Source organism: Trichothermofontia sp., from assembly GCF_053493415.1.
On record NZ_JBRCAD010000016.1, the window covers coordinates 1 to 21,433 of the forward strand.

24 protein-coding genes and 1 pseudogene are annotated in these 21,433 nt (G+C 54.4%); 9 read left to right on the top strand and 16 right to left on the bottom strand.

Annotated features, from left to right (window positions below; all coding sequences use genetic code 11):
• A pseudogene (locus tag ACWIUF_RS01695) lies at positions 1–141 on the bottom strand (photosystem II D2 protein (photosystem q(a) protein)); the annotation flags it as partial.
• Between the two features lie 311 nt (positions 142–452).
• On the opposite strand from ACWIUF_RS01695, the gene ACWIUF_RS01700 reads away from it, so the two are divergent.
• From ACWIUF_RS01700 to ACWIUF_RS01715, 4 genes are read left to right on the top strand one after another with little or no spacing between them, the layout of a single operon-like run.
• Complete coding sequence (locus ACWIUF_RS01700; RefSeq protein ID WP_448570444.1) at positions 453–1,193, top strand: energy-coupling factor ABC transporter permease; 741 nt, start codon at positions 453–455, stop codon at positions 1,191–1,193.
• Positions 1,194–1,252: 59 nt separating this feature from the next.
• Entirely contained in the window at positions 1,253–1,636 is a 384-nt protein-coding gene (locus ACWIUF_RS01705) for a PDGLE domain-containing protein (protein WP_448570445.1), read from the top strand.
• Between the two features lie 7 nt (positions 1,637–1,643).
• Entirely contained in the window at positions 1,644–2,426 is a 783-nt protein-coding gene (gene cbiQ, locus ACWIUF_RS01710; RefSeq protein ID WP_448570446.1) for a cobalt ECF transporter T component CbiQ, read from the top strand.
• Positions 2,427–2,467: 41 nt separating this feature from the next.
• Complete coding sequence (locus ACWIUF_RS01715; protein ID WP_448570447.1) at positions 2,468–3,274, top strand: energy-coupling factor ABC transporter ATP-binding protein; 807 nt, start codon at positions 2,468–2,470, stop codon at positions 3,272–3,274.
• A gap of 22 nt (positions 3,275–3,296) precedes the next feature.
• Here the strand turns inward: ACWIUF_RS01715 and ACWIUF_RS01720 are convergent, their stop codons facing one another.
• Together ACWIUF_RS01720 and ACWIUF_RS01725 are read right to left on the bottom strand one after the other, a co-directional pair.
• On the bottom strand, positions 3,297–4,127 hold the full coding sequence (locus tag ACWIUF_RS01720; RefSeq protein ID WP_448570448.1) for a thiazole synthase: 831 nt from the start codon (positions 4,125–4,127) through the stop codon (positions 3,297–3,299).
• A gap of 154 nt (positions 4,128–4,281) precedes the next feature.
• Positions 4,282–6,318 (bottom strand): diacylglycerol kinase family protein, encoded by a 2,037-nt coding sequence (locus ACWIUF_RS01725; protein ID WP_448570449.1) that lies wholly within the window; start codon positions 6,316–6,318, stop codon positions 4,282–4,284.
• Between the two features lie 33 nt (positions 6,319–6,351).
• Between ACWIUF_RS01725 and ACWIUF_RS01730 the strand changes: the two genes are divergently transcribed.
• Together ACWIUF_RS01730 and ACWIUF_RS01735 are read left to right on the top strand one after the other, a co-directional pair.
• Positions 6,352–6,969, top strand: coding sequence for a 2'-5' RNA ligase family protein (locus ACWIUF_RS01730; RefSeq protein WP_448570450.1), 618 nt, complete (start codon positions 6,352–6,354; stop codon positions 6,967–6,969).
• Between the two features lie 60 nt (positions 6,970–7,029).
• On the top strand, positions 7,030–8,775 hold the full coding sequence (locus ACWIUF_RS01735; RefSeq protein WP_448570451.1) for an LIC_10190 family membrane protein: 1,746 nt from the start codon (positions 7,030–7,032) through the stop codon (positions 8,773–8,775).
• A 9-nt stretch (positions 8,776–8,784) separates the two neighbouring features.
• On the opposite strand, the gene ACWIUF_RS01740 is transcribed toward ACWIUF_RS01735, so the two are convergent.
• Entirely contained in the window at positions 8,785–9,402 is a 618-nt protein-coding gene (locus ACWIUF_RS01740) for a molybdenum cofactor guanylyltransferase (RefSeq protein ID WP_448570452.1), read from the bottom strand.
• A 72-nt stretch (positions 9,403–9,474) separates the two neighbouring features.
• On the opposite strand from ACWIUF_RS01740, the gene nadA reads away from it, so the two are divergent.
• Positions 9,475–10,443 (top strand): quinolinate synthase NadA, encoded by a 969-nt coding sequence (gene nadA, locus ACWIUF_RS01745; RefSeq protein ID WP_448570453.1) that lies wholly within the window; start codon positions 9,475–9,477, stop codon positions 10,441–10,443.
• Here the strand turns inward: nadA and ACWIUF_RS01750 are convergent.
• The 3 genes from ACWIUF_RS01750 to ACWIUF_RS01760 all read right to left on the bottom strand — a co-directional run bounded on the left by ACWIUF_RS01750 (position 10,426) and on the right by ACWIUF_RS01760 (position 14,489).
• The gene (locus ACWIUF_RS01750) at positions 10,426–11,094 is read right to left on the bottom strand and encodes a DUF2834 domain-containing protein (RefSeq protein WP_448570454.1); all 669 of its coding nucleotides are present in this window, start codon (positions 11,092–11,094) and stop codon (positions 10,426–10,428) included. The two genes, nadA and ACWIUF_RS01750, sit on opposite strands and share 18 nt — an antisense overlap.
• 164 nt (positions 11,095–11,258) lie before the next feature.
• Positions 11,259–12,059 carry a sulfotransferase domain-containing protein gene (locus ACWIUF_RS01755; protein ID WP_448570455.1) on the bottom strand — a complete coding sequence of 267 codons (801 nt, stop codon included), beginning with the start codon at positions 12,057–12,059 and terminating at the stop codon, positions 11,259–11,261.
• Positions 12,060–12,107: 48 nt separating this feature from the next.
• Positions 12,108–14,489, bottom strand: coding sequence for a glycosyltransferase (locus ACWIUF_RS01760; protein WP_448570456.1), 2,382 nt, complete (start codon positions 14,487–14,489; stop codon positions 12,108–12,110).
• 256 nt (positions 14,490–14,745) lie between these two features.
• Here ACWIUF_RS01760 and ACWIUF_RS01765 point away from each other — a divergent pair, with 256 nt between their 5' ends.
• Positions 14,746–15,369 (top strand): hypothetical protein, encoded by a 624-nt coding sequence (locus ACWIUF_RS01765; protein WP_448570457.1) that lies wholly within the window; start codon positions 14,746–14,748, stop codon positions 15,367–15,369.
• Between the two features lie 14 nt (positions 15,370–15,383).
• Here ACWIUF_RS01765 and ACWIUF_RS01770 read toward each other — a convergent pair whose 3' ends face one another.
• The 3 genes from ACWIUF_RS01770 to petJ form a co-directional block, all read right to left on the bottom strand.
• Positions 15,384–15,650 (bottom strand): DUF7219 family protein, encoded by a 267-nt coding sequence (locus ACWIUF_RS01770; protein ID WP_448570458.1) that lies wholly within the window; start codon positions 15,648–15,650, stop codon positions 15,384–15,386.
• Positions 15,651–15,794: 144 nt separating this feature from the next.
• Entirely contained in the window at positions 15,795–16,664 is an 870-nt protein-coding gene (gene mazG, locus ACWIUF_RS01775) for a nucleoside triphosphate pyrophosphohydrolase (protein ID WP_448570459.1), read from the bottom strand.
• A 324-nt stretch (positions 16,665–16,988) separates the two neighbouring features.
• The gene (petJ, locus tag ACWIUF_RS01780; RefSeq protein ID WP_448570460.1) at positions 16,989–17,321 is read right to left on the bottom strand and encodes a cytochrome c6 PetJ; all 333 of its coding nucleotides are present in this window, start codon (positions 17,319–17,321) and stop codon (positions 16,989–16,991) included.
• Between the two features lie 238 nt (positions 17,322–17,559).
• Between petJ and ACWIUF_RS01785 the strand changes: the two genes are divergently transcribed.
• A complete protein-coding gene (locus tag ACWIUF_RS01785) occupies positions 17,560–17,961 on the top strand; it encodes a RidA family protein (RefSeq protein WP_448570461.1) in 402 nt (133 codons plus the stop codon).
• Between the two features lie 27 nt (positions 17,962–17,988).
• Here ACWIUF_RS01785 and ACWIUF_RS01790 read toward each other — a convergent pair whose 3' ends face one another.
• The 6 genes from ACWIUF_RS01790 to ACWIUF_RS01815 all read right to left on the bottom strand — a co-directional run.
• On the bottom strand, positions 17,989–18,309 hold the full coding sequence (locus tag ACWIUF_RS01790) for a hypothetical protein (protein ID WP_448570462.1): 321 nt from the start codon (positions 18,307–18,309) through the stop codon (positions 17,989–17,991).
• Positions 18,310–18,327: 18 nt separating this feature from the next.
• The gene (locus ACWIUF_RS01795; RefSeq protein ID WP_448570463.1) at positions 18,328–19,092 is read right to left on the bottom strand and encodes a MinD/ParA family ATP-binding protein; all 765 of its coding nucleotides are present in this window, start codon (positions 19,090–19,092) and stop codon (positions 18,328–18,330) included.
• Positions 19,093–19,192: 100 nt separating this feature from the next.
• Positions 19,193–19,483: a TMEM165/GDT1 family protein gene (locus ACWIUF_RS01800; RefSeq protein ID WP_448570464.1), complete on the bottom strand. Its 291-nt coding sequence runs from the start codon at positions 19,481–19,483 to the stop codon at positions 19,193–19,195.
• A 230-nt stretch (positions 19,484–19,713) separates the two neighbouring features.
• Positions 19,714–20,073, bottom strand: coding sequence for a TMEM165/GDT1 family protein (locus ACWIUF_RS01805; RefSeq protein ID WP_448570465.1), 360 nt, complete (start codon positions 20,071–20,073; stop codon positions 19,714–19,716).
• 62 nt (positions 20,074–20,135) lie between these two features.
• Positions 20,136–20,678: a hypothetical protein gene (locus tag ACWIUF_RS01810; RefSeq protein WP_448570466.1), complete on the bottom strand. Its 543-nt coding sequence runs from the start codon at positions 20,676–20,678 to the stop codon at positions 20,136–20,138.
• Positions 20,679–21,003: 325 nt separating this feature from the next.
• On the bottom strand, positions 21,004–21,433 hold a 430-nt coding region (locus ACWIUF_RS01815), incomplete at its 5' end, for a DUF1818 family protein (RefSeq protein ID WP_448570467.1).

Below are 21,433 nucleotides of genomic sequence, written 5' to 3' on the forward strand. Positions count from 1 at the left end.
GCCGCCCAGCGCCAGATAGGCACAGGGGAACAGCAGCAAACCCGACCAGCCCACGAAGACGAATCTGTCGCGCTTTAGCCAATCATCGAGAACGTCGAACCATCCCCGACTGGCGCTCGCACGACCCACTGCAATGGTCATTGCGCTTATCTCCAGGGTTTATATATAACGACAAGCGGTCACTCTGCTGAGCCAAGGCTCGATCGGTCACCCGCCGCGATCGCCACAGGCAAGTAGCAGCAAAGGTACCTATTTATGAGCAGAGTTTACTTTTCTTTACTTTAGGCAGTATAGCAAACTCTTCTGGATTCTCAGGGGTTAGGGGCAAATTCTCACGGCGAAGCTTCCAGAATTTTTAAGCCCTTACCGAGGGGAAATGGGGGGTGGGGGGATTGTCTGTGGGACAAAGCAGCGTGTTTACTGACAGGTGGTTCGCCAAGGCAGCTTGAGTCATGATGCAGTTGTTCCCGTTGTCCCCTTCCCCGTTAGGGTTAATGGCCCCACCCTATTTCGCCTTGCATATTCCCGATGGGTTCCTGAATCCCCCGGTGATGCTGGTTACTTGGGTCGTTGCGATCGCCCTCATTACCGTGTGTCTGCGCCAGGTCAAGGCCGACTATCAGGATCGGATTGTGCCCTTGATGGGCGTTTGTGCCGCCTTTATCTTTGCTGCCCAAATGATCAACTTTCCGATCCCAGGCGGCACCTCTGGGCATTTACTGGGGGGCACCCTCGCGGGCGTGCTGCTGGGGCCTTGGGCCGGATCGCTGGTGATGACGGCGGTGTTTATTGTCCAGGCGGTCATCTTCCAGGATGGCGGCATTCTGGTGATGGGGGCCAATATCTTTAACATGGGCCTAATTGGCACCTTTTTCGGCTACTACGTGTTTCAAACAATCCGCCGAGCCATTGGGCAAAATAAACTGGCTGGCATGGTCATTGGCAGCGCGATCGCGGCCTGGGCCAGTGTGGTGGTTGCCGCCGTCGTTTGTGCCCTCCAGTTGGGCCTATCGGGAACCGTCCCCGTCTCCGTCGCGCTGATTGCAATGGTGGGTTGGCACGTCGTGATTGGCATCGGTGAGGCGATCATTACCGCGATCGCCGTTACCTTCATCTGGCGCACCCGTCCCGACCTGTTCTATCGCCCCCCCCGCAAAGCCGCTGCCTTAGCCCATAGTGGCGTAGTGGAATAGCCCAATAATTCAAAATTCAAAATTCAAAACTACTCCCCACTCTCTACTCTCTACTCCCTATGACCCCCTCCCCCCATCGCTCCCTGCCCAATCGTCTGCTCATCGGCACAGGCTTAGGCATTGCCCTGATCATTGCGGTGCTGCTTTCCCCCTTTGCGAGCCAACATCCCGATGGCCTCGATCGCGTGGCCCAGGATTTGGAATTTGAGCATCGGGCCAGTGAGGAGCCAGCCGCGCAAAAGTTACCCTTCTACCGTTTGTTTGATGAGTACGCCCTGCGGGGGGTACCGGAAGCGGTGGCTACACCCTTAGCGGGTCTGCTGGGCACCCTGGCGGCCTTTGGGTTGGCTTGGGGGATCGGGAAATTGGTGACCCGGCCTGCGTCTGGGGTGGGGGAAGGCAGTGGGGAGGTGGCTCCACCCGAAGACCTAGGGCAGGATTAGCCAGCCGATGGTGCTGTTACATATTCCGGTTATTCGGCTAGATGTCGATCGCCAACGGTTCACGGTTTGGCACGCCCTCACGCCGCCGACCCGCATGTTGTGCGTGTTACTGATGTTATTGGCGATCGCCCTGACCCCCAATGGCCATTGGGCAACTTGGGCGGTCTATGGAGCCGGTATTGTCGCCGTGTTAGGGCTGAGTCAGGTGACTTGGCGGGTGCTGCTGAGACGGCTGGTGGTTGAGTCTGCCTTTGTGGGTGTGGTGTTGCTGGGGACCCTATTTCGTCCGGAGGGGGCGGTGCTGTGGCAGTGGGGACCGTTGCAGGTCACGACCGTAGGCATCTTGGTGCTGGCCAGTGTGTCGATTAAGGCGTTGCTCTCGCTGCTGTTGCTCAATCTGCTGACCTTAACAACCTCGGTGCCGGACTTGCTGCAAGCTTTGTTGGTGCTGAGGGTACCGCCGCTGCTGGTGGCGATTTTGGCATCGATGTACCGATATCTGGAAGTGCTGATAGCGGAGTTTGCCGCGATGAAACGGGCTGCGATCGCCCGTAACCTGATGGGCCAACGTCGCTGGCAACGGTTAGTGATTGGTAATATGATTGGGGCTTTGTTTATCCGCACCTTCGATCGCGGCGAACGGATTCATCAAGCCATGCTCGCACGGGGCTATCAGGGATTAACGCCTGGGGTTACCCAACCCATTGTGAGTGGGCGGCGGGATATTCTGGCCCTCACCGTGACGCTGTTGCTGGCCTGGTGCGGACAGGCCATCTATCTGGATTTCTAGCTAGGATGCAATATTCGGGGTAGCTGTAGTCTGAGTCGTCCATGCACCACAATTCGATTTCGATCCAAAATCTCAGCTTTACCTATCCCGATGGGACGCAGGCGTTGCGACAAATCACGCTCCACATTCGGGCGACAGAGCGAGTGGCGTTGGTGGGAGCCAATGGTTCAGGGAAATCGACCCTATTGCAACACCTCAATGGGATTTTGCCGCACCAGACGGGCACGATCGTCATCGGCCAATATCCGATGCAGCCGGACAATATTAAGGCGATTCGGAATTTTGTCGGTTTGGTGTTTCAAAATCCGGATGATCAATTGTTTATGCCCACAGTGCAGGAAGATGTCTGCTTTGGTCCCTTGAACCAGAATATTCAGGGCGAAGCATTACACGATCGCTATCACCAGGCCATGAGGGCCGTAGCCCTTGATCCGCACCACTATGGTGATCGCCATCCCAATCATCTGTCGGGCGGGGAGAAAAAACGGGTGGCGATCGCGGGGGTTCTCGCGATGCAACCACAAGTTCTGGTGTTTGACGAACCCTCGGCCCAGCTTGATCCGCGATCGCGCCGCCAGTTGATTGATCTCTTGCGCAACTTGCCGCTGACCCAGTTAATTGCGACCCATGATCTGGACCTAGCGCTGGAACTCTGCGATCGCACGATCGTCCTCCATCAGGGCGAAATAGTGCGAGATGCCCCCACGGCTGAGGTACTCTCAGACACCGAGTTTTTAGAGCAGCATTGCTTGGAATCCCCCGCCAGTTATCGCCGTCCCTACTGTTTATTGGCCGATCGACCTAGCTGCCCCCAACCTCACCCCCGGCATCTTGTCCCCTATTCCTAGGACTGACCTATTCCCCTAGGACCTAAGAGCTGCCCACAAGTCCTGTCAAGGGCGAACTAGCACTGGCGTAGGCTTTCACCGGAATCCGTCCCGCCCGATAGGCTAACCGTCCTGCCTCCGTGGCTAGCTTCATCGCCTGGGCCATTTGGGCTGGCGCTTGGGCCTGGGCGATCGCGGTATTAATCAGCAACGCATCGGCCCCCAACTCCATCGCCTGGGCGGCTTCACTGGGTACCCCAATCCCAGCATCCACGACCACGGGTACCTGGGCATTCTCAATAATGATCTGGATATTGGCGGCGTTTTTCAGCCCTTGGCCGGAGCCGATCGGGGACCCCAGGGGCATCACCGTGGCACACCCCACCTCCTCCAATCGTTTCGCCAGGAGCGGATCGGCGTTGATGTAGGGCAGGACTGCAAACCCTTCCTTCACCAGTTGCTCGGCTGCCGTTAGGGTGCCGATCGGGTCCGGTAGTAAATAGCGGGTATCCGGGATCACTTCCAGTTTGATGAAGTTATTTTCCTCTTGGCCCAAGAGTTTCGCCATTTCGCGCCCCAAACGGGCCACCCGAATCGCCTCTTCAGCGGTCTGACAACCAGCGGTATTGGGTAGCATCCAAATCTTCTGCCAATCGATCGCTTCGGCTAACCCCTCATGCCCCGGCGCATTGGTCTGAACCCGCCGCACCGCTACGGTTACCATTTCGCAGCCGCTCGCGTCAATGCTGGCCTGCATTTCCCCAAAGTTGCGGTATTTCCCCGTGCCCGTAATCAGGCGTGATTGGAAGGAACGTCCCGCGATCGTCAATGTATCGGTGGTGGTCGGTGTACTGATAGTGTTTAACGTTTGCATTCCCATGAACCTTAGTCGTGTCTGCGGGGCCACGATCGTACCCCGCGCCTTACTATTGTGCCGTGATTCTCCCCCTGCCGTGAAGCAGTGGGCGGGCAGGGGGATGCCGATGGGATCAGGCGGTAAACACCACCGCTGCCGCCAGTGCCGCTGCTTAGGTCCTTGGCTGGCGTGTCTGAGCTTGCTCCTCCCGTAAATCCTGCAAGCGGGACATGGTGACCCCCACCATCAACCACAGGAAGCCAATACTCATTCCCGCAATCACATCCGACGGCCAGTGGACACCCAAATATAACCGACTGAAGCTGATTAACCCCACCAGGACCAGCGCGGCCCCATAGAACCAGCGTTGGTATTTAGGGAAGTGTCGCCCCAGCAGGTAGGCAATCATCCCATAGAGCACCGTAGAACCCAGGGCATGACCACTGGGGAAGCTATAGCTGGTTTCGGTGATCAGGGTCGGCCAGAGGTCAGGACGCAATCGCATAAACAAGGGCTTGAGGCTGAAATTCATCACTAAGGCGCCCAGGAAGGCGGTCAGACAGGTCCATACCTGCCGCTGCTCCTGGCGTCCCCAAAGAATTCCTAAAACCAACAGGGCAGTGGGGAGCACCACTTCCGCATTTCCCAAGCGCGTGATGCCTAACATAATCTGATCAAGGGCGGGGTTGGCCCAGCTATGGATACGCATCAGCAGGCTGAAATCAAAGTCAGCGATCGTCTGCCACCAGAAGAAGCCCGTGGCTAACCGCCCCAACACCCAGAGGGCAATGAAGCAACCGATCAACCCCGTCGCTCCGATCGCGACAATCATGGCCGTCAGGCTGGGGGAGACGCGCTGCACCCACAGCATGGCCAATTTCTCTAGAGGAGAGGGTTTAATTTGGGGTGGGGCTAGGACCGTTAGGCGACCGGGTAAGCACTCGACGGTGATCGGGGTCGTCCCAACCATCTCGCCATCGACCACCACCTTCTGCGCGGGGGTGGCGGTGATGGTGAGCTGGCGGCTACGAAAATGGTAAATGCGTGAATCATCCACCCGGGTGCTGGCGAGGGCTGCTCCGTAAATTGCCAGCAGGGACTTGGCAACCCGCAATTTATTGAGGATCGTGGGGCGGGGTTCCTGCTCACCGGTCAGGACGGTCACATCCAACAGGCCATCATCAAAGATCACCTGGCCGACCCCTTGGGCCAGGACGGAGGTAGGTGGGGCGGCATTGGCGATGGTAATGGCCCCGGCCCGAAATTGATAGCTGCGATCGCCCACATCTAAGCGCGTGTGGAAAAGTTGTTGTTCACCCAACTGTTGCCAACCAGCCATCAGGTAAGCCAGGACCCCCCATTGATCCTTCAGTTCGCGATCGGCCTTTTCGACGGCTTCTGCTTCAAACCCAACCCCCGTTAGCAGAATCATCAGACGACCATTGCAGCGGGCCACATCCACGATCCGCATAGTACCCGCCAGGATCAAGTCACAGGCAGCCTTTGGGGTAGTCGGAATGCCCAAAGCCACCGAAAAGGCATTGGCCGTCCCCCTGGGAATGATGCCCAAGGGGATGCCTGTCCCCAACAGGACATCGGCTACGGCGGAGACCGTCCCATCCCCCCCAGAGGCAATGATTAAGTCCGGTTGTGCGGCGATCGCCCGCTGGGCCAACTCATTCGCATCCACTTCACGGGTGGTGAAATGAATGGATAGGTTCATCAAGGGGGCTAGGGTTTGGCGAATGATCAGTAAATCTTCGGTGGGGTCACGCTGACCAGCAACGGGATTGAAGATCAGGTGCGCAACCCGCAGTTGCATAAACATATTGAGGACAGCGGTGGCCGTCGCGGGATTAAAGGCGAGGGGAAGATCGTATTCACTGCACAGGGCCGAGAGGGTTTGAATATCCGGTAAGGCAGGATCGGCATGGACCGGATCAATGAAGAAGATCAGGGCCATGAGGTTACCGGCGGCGATCGCCTGGGCGAGGGATTGGGTGATGGCCTCGGTGGGTTGAGTCGGCAGGCCCGGTGCAACGGTTAGGGAGGTGGCACGGTTGATCAGGTCTGCGATCGGGGGGATAGACACCAGGGGATAGCGGGCTAGTACGGGAGCATGGTGTTGCACCCAAGCCACAAGGCTCTGCTGTTGGGTCTGGTTCGCAATCAGGACGATCGGCATGGGATCAGCGTATGCTTTTTGCATCAGGATACCAGACTGCCCCTGCGCCACTGGCCTATGATGCCCACCGACTCCCCTCAGGCCCCCCTATGGTTTATTGCTCTGTTGCCGCCCGCCGACCTAACCCAGCAAATTACGGAAATTAAGCAGAACTTTTGCGATCGTTACCACAGTCGTGCGGCCCTGAAGTCGCCGCCCCATATCACGCTCTACCCACCCTTTGCGTGGCCCGTTGCCACGATCGCCCAGGTACGGTCAACCCTGCAAACCTTTGCCCAAAGCCGGTCAGCCTTCCCAATCCAACTCAAGGGATATGGGGCTTTCCCGCCCCGCGTGATTTATATCCAGGTGGAACCCACCCTGGCGCTGATCCAAATCCACCGGGACTTACGACACACGCTAGGCAGTACTTTGAATCTGCGGAATCCCAAGGAAGCCCAACGCCCCTACCACCCCCACCTCACTATTGCCTTCCGGGATCTGAGCCGCTCCCATTTCCAGCAGGCATGGCCAGCCTACCGCGATCGCCCTTTTCAGGCCGAATTTGATGCCACACACCTGACGTTGCTCTACCACAACCGACAGCGCTGGCTGTGCGATCGGGCGTTCCCCTTCCAGCCAGTGGCCCCACTTGAAACGTCAACCCCCTGTGATGAGGGGAGCTTATTGAGCTAAAAAAGCCAGCTATGATGGACGATAAATCTAATTGTATTTAATAATCAAACGAAACTTAACGTGCTTTTTTATCTGGTTGCTTGGATACTCCTGTTCTTCGTTTGCATCGTGATTGGCACAGCCGTTCTCAATCTGATGGCGGCTGACTGTTACGATCGACCCAGCGATCGCGCCATTATTTCAATCTGGTTAGGCTTAGTCATTCTGGCGATCGCCCTACTGGGGATTTCCTTGATCCTGCCCCTATCCCCGATCGTGGGTCTCGGCACCGTTCTGCTGCTCGTTGGTTTCTCGCTGAGGTGGCGTTCTGTTCGGTTAGAATTGGCGGCCTATTATGCAGCCCGATCGCGCGAGTCACTGTATGCTGTCGGGTTGATCGCGATCGGCGTGGCTGCCTTTTCAACCCGTGAAATTGCCTGGTTTGATACGGGACTCTACCACTATGGCCTGATTCAGTGGCTATCTGAGTTTGGCACTGTCCCTGGAATTGGTTTAATCAACGCTCGCTTTGGGTTTACTTCGTCCTGGTTTGCCCTACTGGCTCCCTTTGATGGGGGATGGCTGACGGCACATACCAGCGCCGTGGCTAATAGTTTTATCTTCGTTCTCGCCATTTGGCAACTATTAACCCGCTTGCAAGCTAGTTGCCAAGCAGGGGCAAGACTTGCCGATCGTTTTATTGCGATTTTCCTACTCATAACCTTACCGATCGCCTTTGTCATTAAGTTTCCCTGGCTCATGACTGTTTCAACAGCCCCAGATTTTCCCCTGATCTTGCTGGTTGGAATTGTCAGTTGGGCAATCTTACTGATTACTCATCAATCTGATTCTGATAATCAAGAAATATCTAAAAATGAGCAAAGTGAACAATTATTTAATGTGCGTTTAGTTCCACTAACTCTAGCCGCAGGTGCAATGTCAATAAAACTGAATGGAGTGGTATTAGTACCAATCGTCGGCTTATTTTATCTGGTCGTAGGTCGGCTGAACTGGCAACGTGTCACGATCGCCCTAGGGTTGTCTTTCTTATTACTAATACCCATGTTTATATTTGGCTATATTGTGATTGGATTTCCCCTATTTCCGTTGACACTATTCAGGATAAATTTTCCCTGGACTATTAAGGAAGATTTTGCCAAAAATCTAGCTGCTATCCCCAATCCTTGGGTGCCTGAAGAAGAAGCTCTGTCTCTCCTAGAACGCATCCGAGAATGGCTAGTCAATATGTCAACGCAATGGCTATTTTTTGAAAAACTCAATATTCTGATTCCGGTGCTACTGCTGGTTTCAATCATGGCTGGCATACAAATTCTGCAAAGATTTCGTCAACGAAAATTTGCCGGTAGTATTTGGTTATTACTGATTGGCGGTACCGGAGCGATCCTGGTCATGTCTAAATCTCCCTTGATGCGGCATGGCCTTGGCTATTTTGCACTTTTACCAGCCTATTTACTGGCTACTCAATGGCCACCCTTTCTTAATGATTTTTATGCCAGCAGACTAAATATAAACGCTCACAGTTTGAACCGATTATTATCCCTAGGGCTTTTAGCTGCGCTGACCTGTAGCATCGCCATCTTCGTCACGATCGGACATTGGCAATACCTATTGCTACCCGCCCGATTACCCAGGGAAGCCCTCCAACAAGCGCAAATTAACGATGTGATTTACTATCACCCTCCCGAATCGGCAAGGTGTTGGGCTGGGCCTCTTCCTTGTTCTCCGGGGCCCATTCAGCACGATATTAAATTACGCGATCCCGATCTGGGCATTGGGGGAGGCTTTGTCTATCGAGAGTGGCCCTAGGCGATGGGGCTAAATTTCCTGAAGATCCTCTGGATAATTACAGTTTCTCAGCATTTCAGGATTAACTGCATGGACTTGATCAATCGCCTGGACCGATCGCGTCGCTAACCATTGCTGGAATGATCTCCCCCCCTGGGCAATAAATTGCTGAAGATCGGCTAAACACGTGCGGCGGTAAAAACCACATAAGGGTTCCCATCCCTTCGGATGCCGAGGGAGCAACGCGATCGTGTCTGGGGGGACGGTGGGCAATTGCGCTATCCAGCTTTGGAGGACCGATGCCTGAAGATGCGGCAGATCGCAGGCCAGCAAGAGCACCCAATCCTGTTGCACCTGGGCTAGCCCTTGCGCAAACCCCACCAGCGGGCCGGGGGGATCGGCCCCAGGGGCAATCGCTTCCTGAACAGTCTGGCACCGGGGCGGCAGCAACGGCTGGTATTGGGCCGATCGCGGGCTGACGACATAGACTACCGCACAGCATTGGCTGGCCACCTCACAAACCCGCCGCAACAGGGGTTTACCCCCTATTTCAATCAGGGCCTTATCCCGGCCCATGCGGGTACTGTCTCCCCCTGCCAGGACGATCGCGGCGGTTGCCACCCTGGGCTGCCTGAGTCTTGCGAGCATGATTTTAATTTTGGTAAAAATGACTATAATTAGATCAGCTAAATAAGTTTCTTGCAACCAGAAGTACTCCCTGTGTTTACAACCCTTCGCGATCGTCCCGTCGCTCCCCCCAGCCGTCCGGTGGACCTGTTTACGGCGGTGCAGGCTCTTAAGCAGGAATTAAATGCGGTCATCCTGGCCCACTATTACCAGGACCCAGATATTCAGGATATTGCCGATTATATTGGCGATTCCTTAGGGCTGGCACGGCAGGCGGCCAGTACGAATGCGGATGTCATCGTCTTCGCCGGGGTACATTTCATGGCCGAAACGGCGAAGATCCTCAACCCTGACAAGCTGGTGCTGTTGCCGGATTTGGCGGCGGGTTGTTCCTTAGCCGATAGTTGTCCCCCCGCTGCGTTTGCCCAATTTAAGGCAGCGCACCCCGATCATTTGGTAATTTCCTACATTAATTGTTCGGCAGCCATTAAGGCCCTCAGCGACATCATCTGTACCAGTTCCAATGCGGTTGAGATTGTGCGCCAGCTCCCCGCTGACCAGCCAATCATCTTTGCGCCGGATCAAAATCTGGGACGGTATGTCATGCAGCAAACCGGGCGGGAGTTGGTGCTCTGGCAGGGAAGTTGCATTGTCCATGAGAATTTCTCGGAGCGGAAGCTCGTGGAACTGAAGGTACAGTACCCGGACGCGGCAGTTTTGGCCCATCCCGAATGTGAAGCTGCGGTTTTGCGCCATGCGGACTACATTGGCTCAACGACAGCCCTGCTCAAGTACAGCCAACGCAGCGATCGCTCGACCTTTATTGTGGCTACGGAACCCGGCATTATCCACCAGATGCAGCGATCGGCCCCCAGCAAGCAATTTATTGCCGCCCCCCCAATGGGCAACTGTGCCTGCAATGAGTGTCCCTATATGCGCCTGAATACCCTGGAGAAACTCTACGACTGCATGAAAAACCGCCAACCTGAAATTACCTTGGCCGAGGATATCCGCCTAGCTGCCCTGCGCCCAATTCAACGCATGTTAGCCATGAGTCAGTGAGGGGACGTTGACGACCGGATCAGGGAGAGGAGGCCGCAGGATGAGGTAGGCCAAGGGACCCAGGAGCGGCACCCCACTCACTAGCCAGAACAAGCGCGGTTGGTAGAACTGACGGCGGGCCATGTCGTCAGGCACGATCGCGGGAAACAAGAGGGTTAGCAGACAAAAGTCGAGGCTCATGACATGGATAAAGCGGTTAGTTTGCCATTGTTGGGCAAAATCGGCCCAATCCCCTTGGCTCAGCCCATAGGCCAGAAGCACGAGCGTGCCCAGGGTGAGGCCGATCGCCAGCGAGCGAGAATCCCAAAACCGCAATAGGCGATCGCGCGGTCCTTGGAAGATGGGGTTAGGTTGCCGGAAGGCGAGATAAGGGAGCAGCGCAAAGGCTCCCAGGCCAAACGTGAGGGCAACAAAGGGGGATGCGGGTAACTTTTGGCCGCGACCATCAGCCAACAGGACGCTGGCATAGAGCATGGGCCAAATCCCCATGAGGTTAAACAGGGCAACGATCAGGGGATTAACCCCTTGGAATTGACCGAGGGCGATTTTTTGGATCAGGGCCAAGGTATCTGGCTGATTGGGCGGCGATAGGAGAAAGGCATAGAGCGTAAATCCTAACCAAAGGAGGCTAAAACCAATTTTTCTCAGCATCGTGTTTTGCGATCGGGGCAACCAAGACAGGTCTCAACTTTGCGGCAGACCGAGTCCCAGTATACAGCCGTTCCCTCTCTTATGAAGTACGATCAAGCCTTGTAACCAGGGGCTTAGGCCCCTGGTCTGTACCTCAACCAAGCATGGAAGTGCTGTATCGCGACCTAGGCGCTGCCTTGCCAGTCAAAGTGTTGATTGAGTAACTGCATTAACCGCTGGTTGTGGGGGTAAAAGTAATCAGCTAATTGCTGGCAGAGGGTTGGATCGGGCTGACGATAATTGCCGGGATCATAGCGTTCATAACGGGCTAGGGGCGAGAAAGGTAGCGCTAAAAATTGACACACGGCCTGTAGGGCTACATCAGGAGCGCGATATAAGGCTTCACTATTGAGAATCAAAAACTGCTCACGGGGGAAGTATTGAAACCAGTGTTCTAGTTGCTGGGCATAGCGGCCACGGGCAAGATAACTCAAATGGCGGTGGTTGAAACTGTGGTAGCTGGGATCAGCCAGCATTTTTTCAACTTCGCCAGCTAGTCGTTCTTCTTCTTGGGCAAAGGCATCTGCGATCGCCAATGACTCAAACCCCCACCGCACAGCATGGTGGTAATGGGAAATTGCCCGATCGACCGGATCACGTAATAGCACAATCAACTTAACCGTGGGCAAGGTCTGGGCAATGCGCTGGGGCACGAGGGGATGGAAGATATAGTAGGGGCTGGCTTCGCCCGTAATCACCTGGGGAACTGCTGAGGAGGCACGGGGGCGACGATCGTGCGCCTGATCAGCCTGGATGATACCCGGAAAGCGAGCGTCATACCAATCCCAACCGCGCTCAAATTCCAAATCAAAAAAATGAACTTCCTTGTCTAGGGCAGGCGCAATTTGCGGGTGTTGAACGAGGTAATGATAGAGGGATGTCGTTCCTCCTTTTTGGACACCAATAATAATGAAATCGGGTTTCACACACAACTCCTGATTATCAAATCAATTCCAGATCAAATCAATTCCAGATCAAATAAGAGGAGCGACTGCGGCCTGAAAAACTTGAGCGTAGGCGTGGGCCATTTGCTCAAATGTACTGAGTGAGTTTAGAACCCTGCGGGCATGAGCGGCGAGATGTTGACGGTGGGTGGGGTTTTCCAGCAATTGTTGCAAGGCCGTAGCCAGTTCTTCTGGACGATCGGGGGTATAGAATACCCCATTCACGCCAGCTTTGACCTGTTCCTTAATCCCAAATACTGGCGTGGTTACAATCGGCAAACCATAAAACATGGCTTCCAGGATGACACGGGGATAACTTTCCACCCGCGAGGTACAAACAAAAATATCCGCCGCTTGATAGTACTGGGCCGTATCCGGTGTTTCGGGCACGATCGTGATTTTAGCCTGAATTGGCTCCGGTAAGTTAGCCACGGCGGCAGTTAACAACTGGCTATACTCCCCAGGGCGATCGCCCACAATATAGCAGTGGAGTTGCTCAAGGCAGTCTGGCGGTAATTGCGCGATCGCGTTCACCAAGTCCAATTGTCCTTTCCGGGCACAAACGGTCCCCAACAACAAAATGACGACCGTTTTCTCCGGTAGGTTTAAGGCTTGACGGGCCTGCGATCGTGACCAGTGGGCGGCTTGTTCAAGCAGTGTTTTCTGGTTAAGGCCATTGTGGATAACCGTGAAGTTCGATCGCGTTTGCAGCGGCTGATATAACTCACAGGTCGCCTGGGCCACAAACACTACTTTTGCCGGCAGAGCAAAACATTCCAGGGCACGTTGACCCACCTCGGCGTCAAACCAAAAGCGTTGAAAATAGGTTTGCCAGGGTTCACTCTCGTGAATATTCCAGACGGAAGGGATACCTAATAATTGGGCACAGTCGAGGGCATAGAAGGTTTCAATGGTATTGGCATAAATCAAATCAAATCCCCCTTCCCCCCACTGAACGGCCAGCGAGGTGACTGCTTGCCAATAGTCCGCCAGGGTTTGTACGGTAGCCAGGGGATGTTGACCGTGAATGATCACCGGGATATTCCGATCGCGATAGGCCGCAGCTAGGGGACCCGATTCTGCCGCAAAAATTACGGGTTCAATCAGCTTTTGTTCCTGAAGATAACGGGTGAAATCGTACTGATGGAGGGGTGCACCCGTCAGATTCAGGGCATTACTCACCATCAAAATTCGCAGGGGACGGATGGGCGTCTCCGTGACCCACCCCAAACGGGATTTGACCGCAAACCAAGCTGACCGGAGTTGCCAAAATTTGGAGGTTTGCATAGCTGCGATCGCGGCTTGGGTGATCGCTAATTGCTTTTGCGATCGTTGCTGGCGATAGTCCGCTAATCGGGACTTAGTCTGGACTTGCATTAACTGTGCCCGGTGTTCCGCGACTGCCTGGGCAAGGCGATCACGCTCGGCCTGTAGCGAGCTAACCTGCGTCTGGGACGATTGAAGATCCGCTTGGACCGTCTCCAGCGTAGTTGTTAGCTGATGCACTTGCTTGGTCAGTTGACGCTCGTTGAACCAATCCTGATAGGTGATATGCCGACTCTGCTCATGGATAATTCCGCGTTCTTCTTCCGTAATTTCTAACCCGATTTCATCGCCACTTGTATCAAGACCCGTTGCATGGTGGTTGAGGGCTTGATAGAGTGCTAAGGTTTCGGGGAAATAGGTTGCGAGTAGCGATCGTCGCTCAGAAAGTTGCTCCGTTGCCTGGAGTAAACTGGGATCAAAGATATTGGGCACGCTGACCGGTAATTGCAACTTAAAATGTGCGTTGATGAGACTTAAAAATTGACTGGGATCACGGGTTATTGTGTAAATTGAGATCAATAACGATTTCTCAGGAAATCGTCGTCGAAACTGGAGAAGGCAACGATTATATAGCAGCCACATTTTGACTGCGATCGCAGGATCATTCTGTATGATTGCGTCTGTCCCCCGTCGATATAGGGAATCCACAACCTCCCAGGGCGATCGATAAACAAAAATAAACCTAGCCTCTGGCAACAACGTTGACCACACATCTAAAAATAGCGTTGTTCGGGGATCTTTCCACCCCCAAAGATGATCCTGAGGTTGCTGGGAAATTAGCGCCTTAGCCCTGGCCCAATCGTCTGAATTGAGCTGAATTTCCGACGCTTCCGTATAGCCGAGAATGTCTAGACCCTGCGATCGTAAAACAGCTTGGTGAAAGGCGACAAAGGCCCGGTTCTCAAAATGCCCCTTGGGATTACCCACATCCGGCCCCACTAAATCCGTCCCCAAATCAACCTGGGCTGCTTGCAACAAAGCCGCCGTCAGCGAGGTACCAGAGCGATGCATTCCCGTAATCACCAATGGCCTGTTTGCCCAACCATCTGCGCCTGCGCTACCCCGATCCTCACTCACTCTACCCATGCCCTACCCGCACTCCCAGCAATAGCGTTAAGCTATCATACCGCCAAGGATAACCTTCGTTTTCAGGAATACCCTAAGGGCACTTCGATTAATCTGGAACGGGGGCAGTTCAACTGCCCAAACTGATGAGATAACGTTGGCGATCGGGAAGGGGCAGCCAACTGATATGCCTGACTGATACGCCTGACTGGAATCCTTGCACCGGGGGAGTTGCTAAGATAGCGATAGAAGCTGACTGCTTAGGTCCTCTGAATGCGTGTATACCCTATCTGAGTTAGCCAATAATTGTTATTACTTGCCCATTGGCCTTTTAGCAGAAATTCGCGATGGCCACTGGTATCCCGGCATTGGTGACCCGACCCCAATGGGCTGGTTGACAGTTGTTGCCTATTTAAGTACTGCCCTGATCTGTGCCCTGTGCGCCCTGCACTTAAGTTTACGATCGCAGGATCAAACCAGCGGTATGCTTTGGGGCATGATCGCCCTAATCATGCTTTTCCTAGGCATTAATAAACAGCTCGATCTCCAATCCTGGCTGACTGTAGTGGGCAAGGATTGGGCCAAAAGCCAGGGGTGGTACCCTCATCGCCGTTGGGTACAACTTCTATTTATATTGGGGATAGTTGGCGTGATTATCACGAGCATCAGAGTGGCTGCGCCCATCCTGAAAAGGCAAAGCCGATCGGCATTCTTGGGTTTAATGGGACTGTTTTTTCTGGGTAGCTTTGTGATTATCCGCGCCGCTTCTTTTCACCATATCGATCGCTTTATTCGGTTTAGCCCCGGCGGTGTGCGGATGAACTGGGTCCTGGAATTGGGTGGTATTGCGGCCATTGCGATCGCGGCTCTCATCACCTACCGGCGCAACAAGAATGCGTGAGGCAATCGGGACCTTCACTCCTTCGCAGAATCCGTAGGCGGTTGGGCATCGATTAAATTTTTCTTGGATTCTTTAAGTTGTTTCCAAAGCTGTTTAATTTCCCTATACGCCGCTTCAGGTTTAATTTTTCCCCCCGTTTCCAGGGCACAGAGGATGGAAACCCGCTGGGCAAATTCCTGGAGGTTGGCATTAAAGGCTAAATACTCTGGACTAAACTCACCTTGATAGCGGCTAGTGGGATAGAGAAACTTGTCCTTTTCATTCCTAGCATTGTCGTTCATTGCGGTTTTCCTGCTCAGGGTCCAGAGGTCGGTAGCAAGCCGTTACTGGTCGAGGCGAATCCAGCGTGATTGCCCCTAGCCAAATACTCACGAGTACCTTCGCCCCCCCATTAACCCTACTGTATCTTAGATGCGATTGACGCGCTAATCCAATGTGGGGGTAGCCACTGGTCCGATATCTGAAGCAGTGGGTTGGGCGAGTTGGGCTTTGGCCTGTTGCCAGAGTGCTTCGAGTTCCGCGATCGTGCAGTCGGCGAGGGGGCGATCACTCAAGCGCTCCATGCGGGCCAAACGTTGGATAAAGCGCTGATTTGTGCCCTGGAGGGCGGCCATCGGATCAATGTGTTGCCAGCGGGCGATCTGAATCAGGGCAAAGAAGAGGTCGCCCAATTCCGCCTCCTGCTCCGCCCGACTCTGATGCTCTACCGCTTGCTTTAGTTCGTTCAATTCCTCATGCACCTTGCCCCACACGTCCTCAAGGCAAGCCCACTCAAAGCCCGCTGCTGCCGCCTTACGGGAAATTTTTTCACTCGCCAGCAGGGGGGGGAGTGTCTGGGCATAGCGTTGGAGGGTGGTGGATAGCAAAGGGGGCCGATCGCTTTCCCCCTTCTCAGCGGCCTTAATTTGTTCCCACTGTTGATGCACTTCTGCCGCCGTCTCCACCCGACGATCGCCAAAAACATGGGGATGCCGGCGAATCAGCTTTTGGGTAATGTGCGCCGCCACGGTTGCGAGGGAAAACTGACCCTGTTCACTGGCAATTTGGGCCTGGAGCACCACTTGCAGCAGCAGGTCCCCCAATTCCTCCGCGATCGCCGCTGGATCTTCGCTGCGCAGGGCATGGACGGTTTCGTAGGCTTCCTCTAGCACGTAGGGGATCAGGCTTTGGGGCGTTTGCTCCCGATCCCAGGGACACCCCGTGGGCGATCGTAGCTGGGCAACCACCTGGATCAGATCTTGTAGGGCTGCCAGGACTGGAGTGAGCGGGGGCGGGGAGGAAGGGTTAGCGGTCATAGGTCAAACATCAGCCGGAAGCGGAGAATCTGCTCTCCAGTCTAACCGCTGTTTTTCCCTGGGGGAGACTACCCGCAGGAGGGCTAGTGGTCTGTCAGTCGCAAACTTGAGAGTTGTAGATCGATGCCAAGATCCTTCGACAAGCTCAGGAGGCCCGATGATTGGGTAGATTTTGTAGGTTGGGTCAAACGCAGTGCGACCCAATAAAGCTAGTCAATGCTAGTCAAAATGCTAGTCAATATGTTGGGTTTCGCCCACTCGACCCCAACCGACAAATCCCCATTTTAGGCAGGACAGACCACTAGACGCTCAGGTTGGCAGGCTCTACCAACCCTTTTCGGCTTGAGCCAACACATAGGCGGCAACATCGGCAATTTGTTCAGTGGTCAAGCGGCCCTGGAAAGCAGGCATGGCTGCTTTCCCCTTGCTGACCTGGGCTTGAATTGCTTCGACCGATGCCATGCCATTTTTATCTAAATCCCCTTTTTGTAAGGTCTTGGTGGCATTGACAATATTTAGCCCCCCCGCATGGCAAGCCGCACAGTTGGCACTAAACACCTTGGCCCCATTGGCCAGATCGGCAGCGATCGCGGGCGTTGCTACCCACGATACCCAGCAGGCGATCGTCCCCAGCAGGATCAAGAACAAGCGTTGCATAAGGGTTTCCTCTTCAAAAGCGGTATTCCTGCACCATCTTGAAGAATCCCGATCACCCCCGTCAAAAGACAGGTGGTCAAACTCAATCTCCCTACCTTGAGGCTCCTATCTACGGTAGGATTAGGGCTACGGTCAACGTCTCCGGTCTCAGGATAACCCCCAAGCCGGCTGATCGTCCTGCTTGCCCTTAGCCGTGTCTCGTTGACGCCTGCCATTCCCATTGCCAACCGCCATCCCTATGACCCGTCGTATTATTCAGACTGAACAGGCCCCGGCTCCCGTAGGCCCCTATAACCAGGCCATTGTGGCCAGTGGTCAACTGCTATTTGCGGCTGGCCAAATTGCGCTCGATCCCGTAACGGGCGCGATCGTGGGGACGGGGGATGTTGCCCAGCAAGCGGAGCAGGTCATGGCCAACCTGCAAGCAGTTTTGGCGGCAGCCGGGGCATCCTGGGCGGATGTGGTTAAGACAACGGTCTTTCTGGCCGACATGAACGACTTTGCTGCGATGAATGCGGTTTATGCCCGCTATTTTGATGCCGCGATCGCTCCAGCCCGTGCCTGTGTAGAGGTTTCACGCCTGCCCAAGGACGTATTGGTCGAAATTGACTGTATTGCCGTTGTCCCTGTCTCTGGTTAGCGACTTCTCAGCGGACCCGCGATTGGGCTATTCTAGGAAACTCCAGATATCCTTCGAAACCCGGCGGTTACTTTTGTGGGCCAGCAAGACCCGGAAGCGGCGTTCTTCGCCCACCTGGCGCACCCGAATCATGCCGTCCTCCGCGAGTTCCTCCAGCATGGGGATGATGATAGCCTCTTCTTGTTTGAGATATTGGGCAACCTCCTGGACAGTCACTTCACCTTTGCGCAGCATCCAACTCAGAAGGTGGCGCAGGGAGTCAGGTAAGGTGAAGATATCAATCATGCTGATCGAACTGTCTTCGCCGTCATTGGCTTGCCCGGGGAAGTCGCTCGTTGGTTCACTCATGGCGAATCTCCCTAGCCATTAGGCCATAACTTGTTGAGCAACTGAATCAATCACTTTACTAAGGGGATGATCGGGATAGCGTAGTACAAAAACCTCACTACTCGCTAGTTGGATCATTTCCTCCGAGAGCGGCATGATACCTGCTACTGGCACATTATAAGTCTGTTGCACACTTTCCCGCATCGCGTCAAAATCGTAGGAGGTTAGAGCCTTATTAATCATTAGCAGCATTTTGGGGACTTCTAGCTTACGTGCCACGTCAACGGTTACCGCAGTGCCCTGGAAGTCTTGACGATCGGGCCGTAGGATCAATAACAGAATGTCAGAAATTGTAATTGATAGTAGGGTCTCCTCATTGAGACCGGGGTGGGTATCAATAAATAAGTAGTCAAGTTCTAGGGTTTCAATTAGCTCTTGAAAGCCGTCGTTTAAAAGACCAACATCGTAGCCTTCCCGTAGGACCCGGGCAATTTCTCCCGCTTTGAGACTCGACGGAATCAGAAAAATTTTACCGCCTGCTTGGGTGGGGGAATGGGATAATACTTGGCTTACGTCGTAGGCTGTGTCTGAAATCGCACAGCGCCCCCATAGGTAATCATTGAGTGATCGTTCGATCTTTTCGTCATCAAAACCAAACAATACGTGAATCCCAGGGGATTGGATATCCGTATCTACGATCGCCACCCGATTCCCGTGACGAGCGACTGTAGACGCGATATTGGCAGTGGAGTTGGACTTACCAGTCCCCCCTCGGAAAGAGTGAACAGAGACGATTTTAGCCATGAATCAATCTTTAGGTTCCAATAGAATGGCATCTGAGGGGCAACCCCACTGACACTGGGATTAATTCTATCAGCGGATTTGGAATTTGTTTGGTGGCTGGCTAGATATCAGGCAGGTCATGCCTGGGCCAGAGCAAACGGACGGCCATTAGGGCAAACCCTAAGGCCGCTAGGGATTTCACCAGCCGGGGGGAGGGCAAAAGTTGGGCGGTCCCCTGTCCTAGCATCACGCCAACCAACGTTGCCAGTAATAATGCGGCTGAGGTCCCCAAAAAGACGGCCCAAGGGGCACGGGAACTGCCACTCAGGGCGATCGCTGCGAGTTGGCTTTTATCCCCCAGTTCCGAAATAAAGACGGCCACAAAACTTAACCACAGTAAATTCCAATCCATCAAGACTCGTTGCTCCTAGTCTAACAATACTGTCTACCCTGTTAGTCTCGACTGCCTGAGGTCAGGCAGGATACCTCCTCCACAACGGTTTTTCGCTGGTACAGCGTCTCCACAGGAGAAGCGACTGAACCTGGTTAGTCTAACCGGATGCCCTAACCGAATTCCCTAACCTGAGACATTGCTTGATCTGCCCCCATCTCTCAAGGGCCTACCCTGGGTAGCAGGGCACCTCATAGATGCGATACGTCCCAAAGGAGGCCGATCGCGATCAGTAACAATAAGGCACCGGCTGCCGTTTCCAATAACCGGGGGGATAAATGGTGGGAGAGCCAATGACCAATGAGGACCCCCAACAGGCTGGTCATCACTAGGGCTGACCCGGCCCCCAGAAAGACCAGCCCAGGGGATTGGGAGCCAGCGCTCATTAACAGTACCGTCAGTTGGGTTTTGTCCCCCATCTCAGCCAGGAGAACCGTGAGAAAGGTAGAGCTAAAGATGCCCAGGGAAGCCCTCCAGTTAATTTTGCTGGCTGGTTCACGCCAAGGGGCAGGGAGTGCAGATAACAGGGGTGGCCCAGAAAATTTAATCAAGACAAATTCCAACCGAAAGAACAGAATGAGCAGAACGAGGCAGCACAGGTCTGCTTTTCAGTTTAGGGGGATTCCGGCAGTTGGGATAGGGTTTGGGCGATCGCCTGTCGTTGTTCCGCATCGTAGCCCCAGCGCTCTAGGAAGTCTTGATAGGGTCCGCCAGCGGTTTCTAGGCTGGCTTGCATTTGGGCCAGCTTGGTTTGCACCTGGGCTAACTGCACCTGTTGGATCAGACCCATCACCCGCTGTCGAACGCGATCGGACCCCTGGGCCATATCTTCATTTTGATTGCGGCGGTGGGTAATCGCCATCGCGGTTGCCATCGCCAGGTTTTTTACCAATAATTCTGCTACCGGTTCTGGGGCCGATCGTAGGGCTTGGACTAAACCGGCAGAGGGGGTATCTGCCAGGGGGCGCGGATCCGTCAGATAGCTCACAAAAAAACCCCGTGCCCCATTCTCATGCTGCACCAGTTGGCTCACCGCCACCTCTAGTTCTGCATCCAGGAGAGCCTGATCAGCGAGTTGGTCCAGAAGGGATTGGGTTAGGGTAATCGCTTGTTCAAAGGTGACAGTCATCGGTACGGCGAATGCAGATTCAAGCATCGTTAGGGAAGACACGGGCGGGCTGGAAAGAACCATTGACACATCACTCCTCAACGTTACAGAGCAGCAGTCATCTGTCTATAGGTATAAAGACATAGGATTAATTGTAACGAATCGTAATGTTGATCGGCGCAATGGGGTGCAACCAGTGTTAGGAAAGCCTAGCGATCGGCTGAGTAGTGTATGAGTCCTGCCAGGAGGGGGTGTCGGTTGGGGTCGCGTGGACAAGCCCCAACCCGTTCAATGACTTTGTGGGGTCGTACTGCGTTTGACCCAACCAACCCCATCTACCCCATCAAGATTGACAGCCCCCTAGGGTATGGCATCAGCAGGCCGTCCAGGTTTGGGTGGCGGCCAATAAACTAGGGACGGCGGTGGGTGGCCAATTCCCTTCTGCCCGTCGCCCACAATGGAGAATCAGGGAGAGACCATAGGCATGGGGATAGCCTTCGACCGCCAGCCACAACTGCTCACTTTCGGCTTCGCAGGTAATCCGTTCATCGGGCATCAGTTCGATCGCCATTGCGGCCATTGTCTCCGCCAGTTGTTGCAATAAGCGGCAAAAGTCTTGGAATTCTGCCGCCGTGAGTTCGATCGCCCAGTCCTCAGTACCAACCAGGCCCACGAATTCAGTCGCCGTTGGGTCCCAACCGAGTCGCCAACCTTCGCCCTGTTTCAGAACTTTTTGGGCCATCATTGGGGAGGGGTGCTCATTAGGGGGCCAACAGTTGGGCATCCCCTGGTCGAGGCAGGGG

Excerpts from the sequence above, each read along its gene's own strand:
- ACWIUF_RS01700 (WP_448570444.1), top strand. The coding sequence starts at position 453 with ATGATGCAGTTGTTCCCGTTGTCCCCTTCCCCGTTAGGGTTAATGGCC.
- ACWIUF_RS01705 (WP_448570445.1), top strand. The coding sequence starts at position 1,253 with ATGACCCCCTCCCCCCATCGCTCCCTGCCCAATCGTCTGCTCATCGGC.
- cbiQ (WP_448570446.1), top strand. The coding sequence starts at position 1,644 with ATGGTGCTGTTACATATTCCGGTTATTCGGCTAGATGTCGATCGCCAA.
- ACWIUF_RS01715 (WP_448570447.1), top strand. The coding sequence starts at position 2,468 with ATGCACCACAATTCGATTTCGATCCAAAATCTCAGCTTTACCTATCCC.
- ACWIUF_RS01720 (WP_448570448.1), bottom strand. The coding sequence starts at position 4,127 with ATGCAAACGTTAAACACTATCAGTACACCGACCACCACCGATACATTG.
- ACWIUF_RS01725 (WP_448570449.1), bottom strand. The coding sequence starts at position 6,318 with ATGCAAAAAGCATACGCTGATCCCATGCCGATCGTCCTGATTGCGAAC.
- ACWIUF_RS01730 (WP_448570450.1), top strand. The coding sequence starts at position 6,352 with ATGATGCCCACCGACTCCCCTCAGGCCCCCCTATGGTTTATTGCTCTG.
- ACWIUF_RS01740 (WP_448570452.1), bottom strand. The coding sequence starts at position 9,402 with ATGCTCGCAAGACTCAGGCAGCCCAGGGTGGCAACCGCCGCGATCGTC.
- ACWIUF_RS01750 (WP_448570454.1), bottom strand. The coding sequence starts at position 11,094 with ATGCTGAGAAAAATTGGTTTTAGCCTCCTTTGGTTAGGATTTACGCTC.
- ACWIUF_RS01760 (WP_448570456.1), bottom strand. The coding sequence starts at position 14,489 with ATGGGTAGAGTGAGTGAGGATCGGGGTAGCGCAGGCGCAGATGGTTGG.
- ACWIUF_RS01770 (WP_448570458.1), bottom strand. The coding sequence starts at position 15,650 with ATGAACGACAATGCTAGGAATGAAAAGGACAAGTTTCTCTATCCCACT.
- mazG (WP_448570459.1), bottom strand. The coding sequence starts at position 16,664 with ATGACCGCTAACCCTTCCTCCCCGCCCCCGCTCACTCCAGTCCTGGCA.
- petJ (WP_448570460.1), bottom strand. The coding sequence starts at position 17,321 with ATGCAACGCTTGTTCTTGATCCTGCTGGGGACGATCGCCTGCTGGGTA.
- ACWIUF_RS01785 (WP_448570461.1), top strand. The coding sequence starts at position 17,560 with ATGACCCGTCGTATTATTCAGACTGAACAGGCCCCGGCTCCCGTAGGC.
- ACWIUF_RS01790 (WP_448570462.1), bottom strand. The coding sequence starts at position 18,309 with ATGAGTGAACCAACGAGCGACTTCCCCGGGCAAGCCAATGACGGCGAA.
- ACWIUF_RS01795 (WP_448570463.1), bottom strand. The coding sequence starts at position 19,092 with ATGGCTAAAATCGTCTCTGTTCACTCTTTCCGAGGGGGGACTGGTAAG.
- ACWIUF_RS01800 (WP_448570464.1), bottom strand. The coding sequence starts at position 19,483 with ATGGATTGGAATTTACTGTGGTTAAGTTTTGTGGCCGTCTTTATTTCG.
- ACWIUF_RS01810 (WP_448570466.1), bottom strand. The coding sequence starts at position 20,678 with ATGCTTGAATCTGCATTCGCCGTACCGATGACTGTCACCTTTGAACAA.